The 9,618-nt window shown below is 66.5% G+C and carries 7 protein-coding genes; all 7 read left to right on the top strand.

From position 1 onward, the window contains the following. Positions 1-456, top strand: a 456-nt coding sequence (locus ACIQ67_RS17760; protein WP_397535710.1) for a flagellar basal body L-ring protein FlgH, incomplete at its 5' end; no start/stop codon positions are given. A gap of 42 nt (positions 457-498) precedes the next feature. Further along, positions 499-1,617, top strand: coding sequence for a flagellar basal body P-ring protein FlgI (locus ACIQ67_RS17755; protein WP_397535709.1), 1,119 nt, complete (start codon positions 499-501; stop codon positions 1,615-1,617). A 1-nt stretch (position 1,618) separates the two neighbouring features. After that, on the top strand, positions 1,619-2,485 hold the full coding sequence (gene flgJ / locus ACIQ67_RS17750; protein ID WP_397535708.1) for a flagellar assembly peptidoglycan hydrolase FlgJ: 867 nt from the start codon (positions 1,619-1,621) through the stop codon (positions 2,483-2,485). 31 nt (positions 2,486-2,516) lie between these two features. After that, positions 2,517-4,526: a flagellar hook-associated protein FlgK gene (gene flgK / locus ACIQ67_RS17745; protein WP_397535707.1), complete on the top strand. Its 2,010-nt coding sequence runs from the start codon at positions 2,517-2,519 to the stop codon at positions 4,524-4,526. 38 nt (positions 4,527-4,564) lie between these two features. Then, positions 4,565-5,776: a flagellar hook-associated protein FlgL gene (flgL, locus tag ACIQ67_RS17740; protein WP_397535706.1), complete on the top strand. Its 1,212-nt coding sequence runs from the start codon at positions 4,565-4,567 to the stop codon at positions 5,774-5,776. Between the two features lie 6 nt (positions 5,777-5,782). After that, positions 5,783-6,967 (top strand): EAL and HDOD domain-containing protein, encoded by a 1,185-nt coding sequence (locus ACIQ67_RS17735; protein WP_397535705.1) that lies wholly within the window; start codon positions 5,783-5,785, stop codon positions 6,965-6,967. Between the two features lie 47 nt (positions 6,968-7,014). Further along, on the top strand, positions 7,015-9,618 hold a 2,604-nt coding region (locus ACIQ67_RS17730; protein ID WP_397535704.1), incomplete at its 3' end, for a PAS domain S-box protein.

Below are 9,618 nucleotides of genomic sequence, written 5' to 3'. Positions count from 1 at the left end.
GTGCAGATCACCGAGAACATCTCGGCCACACAGAGTTCCAGCAGCGCGCTGGACAAGAAGGGCGATCTGGCCGGTGCCGTCACCGCCCTGCCCGGCATCGCCGCCAATTCCTTCGGCCGCGCCAGCGTCGGCGCCAACACGGCGGCCACCAGCGCCGGCAAGGGCAGCAATGCCAACAGCAATACCTTCAGTGGCAGCATCACCGCGGTGGTGACCGCCGTGCTGCCGAATGGCCACCTGATGATCTCGGGCGAGAAGCAGATCGGCGTCAACGACAACGTGGACGTGCTGCGTTTCACCGGCCAGGTCGATCCGCGCGCAATCCAGCAAGGCAATACCGTGCCTTCGGTGGCCGTCGCCAATGTGCGGGTGGAGCAGCGCGGGCGCGGCTCCTACGCCCAAGCGCACGGAATAGGCTGGTTGTCCCGCTTCTTTTTGAGTCTTTCGCCCACTTAAGTTTGCCCAGAATCGGTCGCATAGGATTCCCGTGCGACCGTCATGCAAACCCCTCTGCCCTCACTGCTGAAGCCCCTGATCTGGCTGGCCCTCGCCCTGGCGAGCACCCTGCCCGCCCAGGCCGCCCGCATCAAGGAAGTGGCCAGCGTGGCTGGCGTGCGCAGCAACCCGCTGACCGGCTACGGCCTGGTCGTCGGTCTGGATGGCACCGGCGACCAGACCACGCAGGCGCCCTTCACCGGCCAGAGCCTGCAGGCCATGCTGCAGCAATTCGGCGTGATCCTCCCGCCAGGCATCACCATGCAGCCGCGCAACATCGCGGCCGTCATCGTGACCGCCCAGCTGCCCCCCTTCGCCCAGCCCGGCCAGCAACTCGATATCGCCGTGTCCTCGATCGGCAATGCCAAAAGCCTGCGTGGCGGCACGCTGATTGCCACGCCGCTGCGCGGTGCCGACGGCCAGGTCTATGCCCTGGCCCAGGGCAATCTGATCGTCGGCGGCGCCGGCGCTTCGGCCGGCGGCTCCAAGGTCCAGATCAACCACCTCAGCGCCGGCCGCATCCCTTCAGGCGCCAGCGTCGAGCGCAGTGTGCCGACGCCGCTGCAGATGGGCGACAGCATCCAGCTTGACCTGAATGCCAGCGACTACGCCACCGCCCGCGCCGTGGCCCAGGCCGTCAACCGGGCCAAGGGTGCCGGCGTGGCCCAGGCCCTCGACGGCCGGGTGGTACGCGTCAAGGCACCCAGCAACCCGGACGAGCGCGTCAGCTTCCTGGCCGACCTCGAGAACCTGCCGCTCGAGCTGGCCGTGCCGGCCGCGCGCATCGTCATCAACGCCCGCACCGGCTCGGTGGTGATGAATCAGGCGGTCACGCTGAAGGCCTGCGCCGTGGCGCATGGCAGCCTGTCCGTGACGATCAGCACCACCCCGACGGTCAGCCAGCCCGGCCCCTTGTCTGGCGGCCAGACCACCGTGACCGAAAAGAGCGACATCTCGATCCGCCAGGAGCCCGGCTCCTTGATCCAGATGCCCGAAGGTGCCAAGCTCTCCGATGTGGTGAAGGCGCTGAACGCGCTTGGCGCCACGCCCCAGGACCTGCTGGCCATCCTGCAGGCGATGAAGACGGCCGGCGCGCTCTCGGCCGAACTGGAGGTGATCTGACATGGCCACCACGCCCTTCAGCCTGAATGCATCAACCACGCTGAGCACGGACACCCGCAGCGTCGAGTCGCTGCGCGCCGCGGCGGCGCGGGATCCCAAGTCCAGCATCCGCGAGACGGCCCGCCAGTTCGAATCACTCTTCATGCAGGAGGTGATGAAGAGCATGCGCGCTTCGACACTGGCGTCGGGCATGATGGACAACTCGGCCACCCAGATGGGCACCGAGATGCTGGACACGCAGTTCGCTGGCAAGATGACCGGCCTGCCCGGCGGACTATCCGACGCGATCGCACGCCAACTCCAGCGCCAGATGGGCATCGCTGACGACAAGGCGGAGGCACGACAGCTGCAGCCGCTGCCGGCCCTGGCCAAGCGGAACGTGGCGCCGCATGTGCAGAGCTTCATCCAGCAGCACGACGATGCCGCCAAGGCGGCCGAAGCCGCCACCGGTATTCCCGCCAGCTTCATGATCGCGCAGGCCGCCCATGAGTCGGGTTGGGGCCGGCGCGAGATCAAGATGCGCGATGGCAGCACCAGCCACAACATCTTCGGCATCAAGGCCACCAGCAACTGGAAGGGTCCGGTCGCCGAAGTGCAGACCACCGAGTTCATCGACGGCAAGCCGCAGAAGGTCAGCGCCAAGTTCCGCGCTTACGGCAGCTACGAGGAAGCCTTCAAGGACTATGCCCGACTGCTGGGCAACAACGCGCGCTACGCCGACGTGGTGGCCAAGGCCCAGAAGGGTGGCGGCGCCGAGACCTTCGCGCAAGGTCTGCAGAAAGCCGGCTATGCCACCGACCCCGAGTACGCCAGCAAGCTGGCGCGAGTGATCAACACCACGGTGCGCGTGCAGCGCGCCCTGGCCTGAAGCCGCGCGGCACCAAGAGCAAGGAACAGCCATGGGAACCTCAGCACTGCTTTCTCTGGGCATGCGCGCGATGTTCGCCAACCAGGCCACGCTGCTGAGCATCGGCCAGAACCTCTCCAACGCGAACACGCCCGGCTACTCGCGACAGCAGGTCGTCCTGAGCGCCTCCGCCGGCGAGTTCACCGGGGCCGGCTTCTTTGGCAAGGGCGTGAACGTGGAGACGGTGACCCGCTCGTACAACGCCTTCCTGACCCGCGACGCGGCGAATGCAAAGTCAAACGCGTCGATGGACACAACGCGCCATACGCAGCTGCAGCAGCTCGAAAGACTCTTCCCCCCCGGCGAGAGCGGACCAGGCTATGCGGCCAATCAGCTGTTCAACGCCATGGTTGACGTCTCCGCCAATCAGTCCGACCCCTCGGCACGGCAGGTTGTGCTGGGTCGGGCACAGGAATTAGCCGCGCGCTTCTCGTCTGCTGGCCAGCGGCTCGCCGACCTGCAGACCGGTGTGGTCAGCGACTTGAAGGCCAATGTGGACGTCGTCAACCAGTTGGCCAAGCAGATTGGCAAGGCCAACGACCAGATCGCCCGCGTCAGCGGAGCCGGCCACACGCCCAACGACCTGCTCGATCAACGTGACCAGTTGATTTCCGAGCTGAGCAGCTATGTCAAGGTCACCACCCTGCCCGCGGACGACGGCACCCTGGGCGTCTTCATCGGGGGCGGCCAGCGTCTGGTGTTGGGCTCGATCTCCGAGCAGCTCACCGTCACGGCCGACCCCTACGACACCTCGCGAGCGCAGTTGAGCATGATCACAAGTGCCGGTGACATCGTGCTGAATGAATCCGTTCTTACCGGCGGATCGATCAGTGGCCTGCTTGCCTATCAGAACAAGGATCTGCAGGACGCGCGCAACCTGCTCGGCCAGATGGCGATGGCCTTCTCCGAGCGCATCAATCTGCAGCAGTCACTCGGCCTGGATCTGTCTTCGCCATCGGGGCTGGGCGTGCCGATATTCGAGAGCGGCGAGCCGCGCTCGCTGCCAGCGCGGACCAATGCGCGCAACCCGGACGGCAGCTTTGTCACCACAGTCGAGCTGGCAATCACCGACGCGACCCGCCTGCCCGCAGCCAGCTTCGAGCTGCGCAGTGATCCGGCCTCAGGCGGCTTTCTGCTGACCCGTCGGCCGGACGGCCGGCCTGAGGTCCTCTCTGCGGCGGATGTCGAGACCCGGTACGGCTTCAGCGTCAACGTCAGTGGCGGCGCTATGGCGCCGGCAGACAGCTTCCTGATCGAGCCGGTGGGCCAGGCCGCGGTCGGCATGCGGCGGGTTCTTGACAACCCCAATGGCATCGCGGCTGCGGCCCCGATCACGGCCTTCACGTCGATCAAGAACACCGGCACTGTCAGCGTGCAATCACTCTATGCAGTGAACAACAATATCTCCGCGACCATGGACCCAGCTGCCCCACGCGTGCCGCTGCAGATCGTCTTCGGCACGGTGAATCCGGACAGCAGCATCAACTACACGGTCACACTGGCCGACGGCAGCGTCATCACCGACTCGTGGAGCGCGGGCAAGAGGATCGGCAACTTCCCGCTCTCAGGCATCGACCTTGGCTTTGAGCTGCGCCTGAACGGCGTGCCGCGCGATGGCGACGTGATCGACGTCAAGAAGACCGAGTTTCCGGCCAGCAACAACGGCAACGCCAAGGCGTTTCTGGACCTGCAGAGCGAGCAGTTCGTTGGCCGCACCGTCCAGGCGGATGGCAGCGTGCTGCGCGGCTCCAGCCTCACCGACGCCTACGCCGCGGCGATGTCCGACATTGGCTCGCGCGTACAGGGTGCCGAGTACCTCAGCAACTCGTCCACGGCCGTGGCCAACGATGCAGAGCAGGTCCGCAGCGGTGCTTCTGGCGTCAACCTCGACGAGGAAGCGTCCCGACTGATGCAGTTCCAGCAGGGATACCAGGCTGCTGCAAAAGTGCTGCAGGTCGGTCAAACCCTCTTTGACGAACTGCTCAAGCTCTCACAACGCTGATGAACATTCGGCGTGACGACACCTTCAGGAGCTAGACCATGCGCATCAGCACCGCAAACATGTTCGACACCAGCATCTTCAAGTTGCAGCAGCGACAAGAGCAGATGCAGGACTCCCAGATGCGCCTGACCTCGGGCAAGCGCATCCTCAAGGCCAGCGACGACCCCACTGCTGCAGCGCGCGCCGAGCGCTCGCTTTCCACGATCGGTCAGGTGGACGCCAACCAGCGTGCTCTGGAAGCCAGTCGAAACAGTCTGCGCCTGGCTGAGTCGGCGCTGGGCGACTCCAGCGAGGTGCTGCAGCAAGTCAGCGAATCGCTGGTCGCGGCTGGCAACGCGAGCTACAGCGACGCCGAACGCAAAGCCCTGGCCACCAAGCTCGCTGGGCTGCGTACGCAGTTGCTGTCCGTTGCCAATCGAAGCGATGGTTCGGGCGGCTACATCTTTGGCGGGCAGGGTTCCGAAGACGCGCCATTCCTCGACTTGCCCGGCGGCGTCAAATACCTGGGCACACCCGGCTCGGTGCAGACCGGCACCTTGGAGAGCTTCACATTGAACGTCGACGGTCGCGCAACTTGGATGCTGGCACGCACCGGCAACGGGACCTTCGTCACCGACTCTGCGCCCAACGCGATCACCGGGCAACCAGCAAAGAGCTGGATCGACGCCGGCCGCGTCACCTCCCCCGGCCAGCTGACGGGACACGATTACAAGATCCAGATCGCCGGCAGCGGCGCCGGCGCGACCTACAACGTCATTGACCAGACCACAGGTGGCGCCGTCGCCTCCGGGCCCTTCGTCTCCGGCAAGGCGATCGAGTTCGATGGCATGGCAGTCAATCTCAGCGGCGTTGCCGAGGACGGAGACACCTTCGACATCACACCATCAGAGCCCGGACTGTCGGTTTTCGATGTGATCGACCGGGCAGTCGCAGAGCTCAATACCGACCTTCGGAGCCCCGTCGCCATCGCACAGAGCAATGCGGGGCGACTGCGTGACATTGGCGCGGTGATGGTCAATCTGCAGAACGTTCGCAGCCTCGTCGGCGAGAAACTCAACAACCTGGATGGCAGCGAGAGTCGCATGGCCGACAACAAGCTCTTCAGCGAGCAGGAGCGTTCTGCAGCAGTGGACTTGGACATGGTGCAGGGCATCTCCGACTTTCAGAACCAGCAGTCAGGCTACGATGCAGCTCTGAAGACCTATGCCATGGTGCAGAAGATGTCGATGTTCCAGTATGTCAACTTCTGATTCTTGATGACCCAGATCCACAGCATCCTCGGCACGCTTGCCCTGGGCTATACGCCCATGATCGACCCCCAGCACATGGTGCTGGCGACCCGGCTGACCGTCATTCCGCTACGCCCCGATGCGCGCCCGGACGCTGCCGAGTTGCTGGCCGCGCTGGCCGAGGTCTGGCCTGAGGGCGGCAAGCCCGCCGTGCTTAGCGTGCTCAGCGAGAGCTTGCTGGAAGGCCTCTTGCAGAGCGAGCTCAGCAGCAATCTGATGCTGGAACTGCCGGCCTTCATGCTCAACGATGAGCGCCTGCCGGCGCTGCAGGCCTTGAAGAAGCGCGGCGTGGCGCTGCTGCTCAAGGGCCGGCCGCTCAGCGCACTGTCCCCCGAGATGCTGGCCTGTTTCAAGCAGTCAGTGATCGACCTGGCCGATGATCGCAACAACCCGGCACCGGCAACCACGCTGCCCAAGCTGCAGTCGGCGGTGCGCGGTGCGGCCGACGTCGAAGACAGCTTCAAGCGCGGTGCCGTGGCCGTCCTGGGCTGGCCGGTCGAGGGCAGTTACGAGCCACCCGAGGGTGCGCCCAAAACTGAAGTGCAGGCAGATCTGCAGGTGATCGTGCAGCTGATGTCCCAGCTCGACCAGGGCGAGGACATCGAGAAGCTCGAAGCCACGCTCAAGCGAGATCCCAGCCTGGCCTTCAAGCTGCTGCGCTACCTGAATTCGGCGGCCTTCGGACTGCCGGTGGAAGTCTCGTCCTTCCGCCACGCCATCATGCTGCTGGGCTATGCGCGCCTGAAGCGCTGGCTGGCTCTGCTGCTGGCCACCGCCAGCAAGGACCATGCGATGCGGCCGGTCATGTACGGCGCGCTGCGCCGTGGCCTGCTGATGGAAGAACTGGCCAAGGGCATGGGCGACGCCGAGGCACGCGACGAAATGTTCATCTGCGGCCTGTTCTCGCAGCTTGACCACATGCTGAAGCAGCCCTTCGCGAAGCTGCTGCAGGCCATCCCCATGCCCGAGCGCGTGCGCCAGGCCCTGGTCGAAGGCAGCGGCCCCTTCCAGCCCTATCTGGAGCTGGTACGGGCGATCGAGGCCGAGTCGGTGTTCGACTACCGCCAGGCCGCTGAGCAGCTGATGCTGGGCGCCGAGGAAATCAACAGCTGCCTGCTGCGCGCATTGGCCAAAGCACAGCAGTTGGAGTGAGCGGCGGTTGAGTGTCCGACGAGGGCCTCTCATCTACACTCCGTCGCGTGTCCCAAGCGCCGTCCCAGCTCCCCCTGCTGACCCATGATCTGGCTGCCTTGCGCAGCCTGATGGGCCAGCTCAGCGATCCCCTGCTTCTGCTCGACGCCGGCCTGCATGTGCTGGAGGCCAATGCCAGCGCGTACCGCCTGCTCGGTCTCCAGGCCGACCGCAGTCTGCAGGGCCTGCGCACCGGCAGCGGCGGACGCCTGCAGGACTGGCTGCGGCAGGCAACGACGGCGCTCCACAGCGGCCGCCGCGCCCCCGCAGCCCCGACACTCGCGCTGGCCGACGGCGGCCGTGCCCAGCTAAGCTTGCTGGCGCTGCAAGGCGACGACGCCGCGCACTGGCTGCTGCATGCCCAAGCGGTAGCCAGCAAGCCCGGCCGGCCGAACAAGCCCCTCAGCAAGACGCCAGAACCGACGACGCCTGCCGGCGTGCCGGGCGTCGACGCCGGCCCCAAGCTCACCAGCGACGCGCCGGCCTGGGCCAGCGAGCTGCTGCAGATCTTCTGGTCCTCGCCCTTCCCCGCCTTTGTGCTGGATGCACGCCTGCACCTGCAGGCGGTCAACCCGGCCTTCGCCGAACTCTGCGGCAGGACGTCCGAGTCACTGGCCGGACACAGTCTCGGTGAGCTGCTCGGCGCTACCGAGCGTGCCCGCCTGTTCGCGCCATCACGACCGGCGACACCGCCCGTGGAGTTCCGCTTGCGCGATGCGCTGGGGCATGAGCGCCATATGCGCAGCACACCCCATCTCATCAGCGCCGCCGGTCAGGCCGCGCTGACCTTGTGCGTGCTACAGGACTGCACGGCCGAACTGGCCGCCCGCGAGCAGGCCGAGCGTGCCCAGGCCGAGATGGAGCAGTGGTTCGAACTGAGCCCGCTGCCCATGGTGCTGTTCGACGAGCGCGGTCTGCTGCTGCGTTCGAACAGCGCCTTCGCGGCACTGAGCCTGTCGCCGCCGGCGACGCTGCATGAAGCCAGTCCGGAGTTGCAGCATCTGCTCGCCTGGTCGCAACACCAACCGCTGCCCGCGCTGCAGCAGGCGCAAGCCTCGGGACAGCCGCTCGTCACCCAGGCTGTGCTGATCGAGCCCGGCGGCACCACCCGCTGGCTGCAGGGCCGCGTGCGACCGGTGGCCAGCCTCGGTGGCCATCAGCGCCGCTACATGGCCGTGCTGGAGGACCGCAGCCTGGAGCATGAGCGTGACCTGGCCCACCAGCAGCTCGATGCGCTGATGGATACAGCCGGCGTGGGCCTGGCCACCTTCCAGCAGGATGCGGGCTGGCTGCGGCCGCGCGCGGTCAAGGCCAGCGGTCAGGGCCGAAACAGCCTGGCCGGCCTGCAAGGTGTCAGCCGAGACATCGTCGAACCGGGTTCGCTGGCCGAGTTCGAGCGCTTGCAGAAGGCGCTGAAAAATGGCGACCGCATCGAGGTGCGCTATGCGGTGCGCCACCCCGAGCTGGGTCGGCGCTGGCTGCTCACGCGGGTTGAGCCCGGCAAGCTGGCATCGGGCCAGCGCACCACCTCGGTGGTGACGCTGGACCTGAGCGCACAGCACCAGGCCGAACGCCGCAGCGAGCAGTTGCTGCGCGAGCTGACCACCATCATGGACGGCGCCAGCCTGGGGCTGGCCTATCTGCGCGGCGCACTGCTGCTGCGCTGCAATCGAGGCTTTGAAGAGATGCTGGGCCTGCCAGGCGCCGTGGCCGCGGGCACGCCTGTGGCCCAGCTGTTCGCCGCCCTGCCCGATCTTCGCCAACAGGTTCTGACCGCGCTGCCGCGGCTGGCCAACAAGCCCTTCGAGTCCGAGTTCATCCAGGTTGGGCGCCCACGTTGGCTGTCCTTGAGCCTGCGCCCGGTGGCCGTCGGCGCCGACGAGCAGCCCGAGACCATCGTGGTCATCAGCGACATCAGCCGCCTCAAGGCCCAGCAGGCCGAGCTGGAGAATCTGGTGCAGGACCGTGAGCTGATGTTCAGCCTGTCCGACGTCGGCATGGCGATTCTGCGCCAGGGCCACATCGAGCGCGCCAACGAGGCGCTGGCCAGCATGAGCGACTACCGCATCCAGGAGCTCAACGCCTTGGAGCACAGCCAGCTGTTCGAGTCCCCCGAGGCCTACCGACACCTGCATGCCGAGATGCAGAACGCGCTGGCCGAGACCGGCCAGTGGCGCGGTGAGCGCCGCCTGCGTCGGCGCGACGGCAGCCTGCTTTGGGTGCAGGTCAGCAAGCGGGTGATGCGGGCCGGCGCGGTCGATGCCGGCGTGATCGCCACCTACGTCAACGTCGACGAGCGCTGGCGCGCCCAGCAATCGCTGATGCTGCAGACCGAACGCCAGCGCGCGGTGCTGGACTCGGTGCTGGTCGGCATCGTCACCGTGGGCCGAGGCGGCATCGAGTGGATGAACCGTTCCGCGCGGCGCATGTTCGGCGGCGATCTGGCCACCTTTGCGGGCCAGCCCATCAGCCTCGTTGCGACACCGGAAGCCGAGCATCCCTTCCGCCGCAATCGCTATCTGGATGAACTGACCGAAGGCCAGGCTGACACCTTCGAGTGCCGGCTCAGGGGACTCGACGGCCGTGAGTTCTGGGTGGTCGGCAACGCCGTC

The sequence above is a fragment of the Roseateles sp. genome (genome assembly GCF_044373315.1).
In the GTDB taxonomy this organism is placed as follows: domain Bacteria; phylum Pseudomonadota; class Gammaproteobacteria; order Burkholderiales; family Burkholderiaceae_C; genus JACDQM01.
This window is presented reverse-complemented; position numbering and strand designations above follow the sequence as displayed.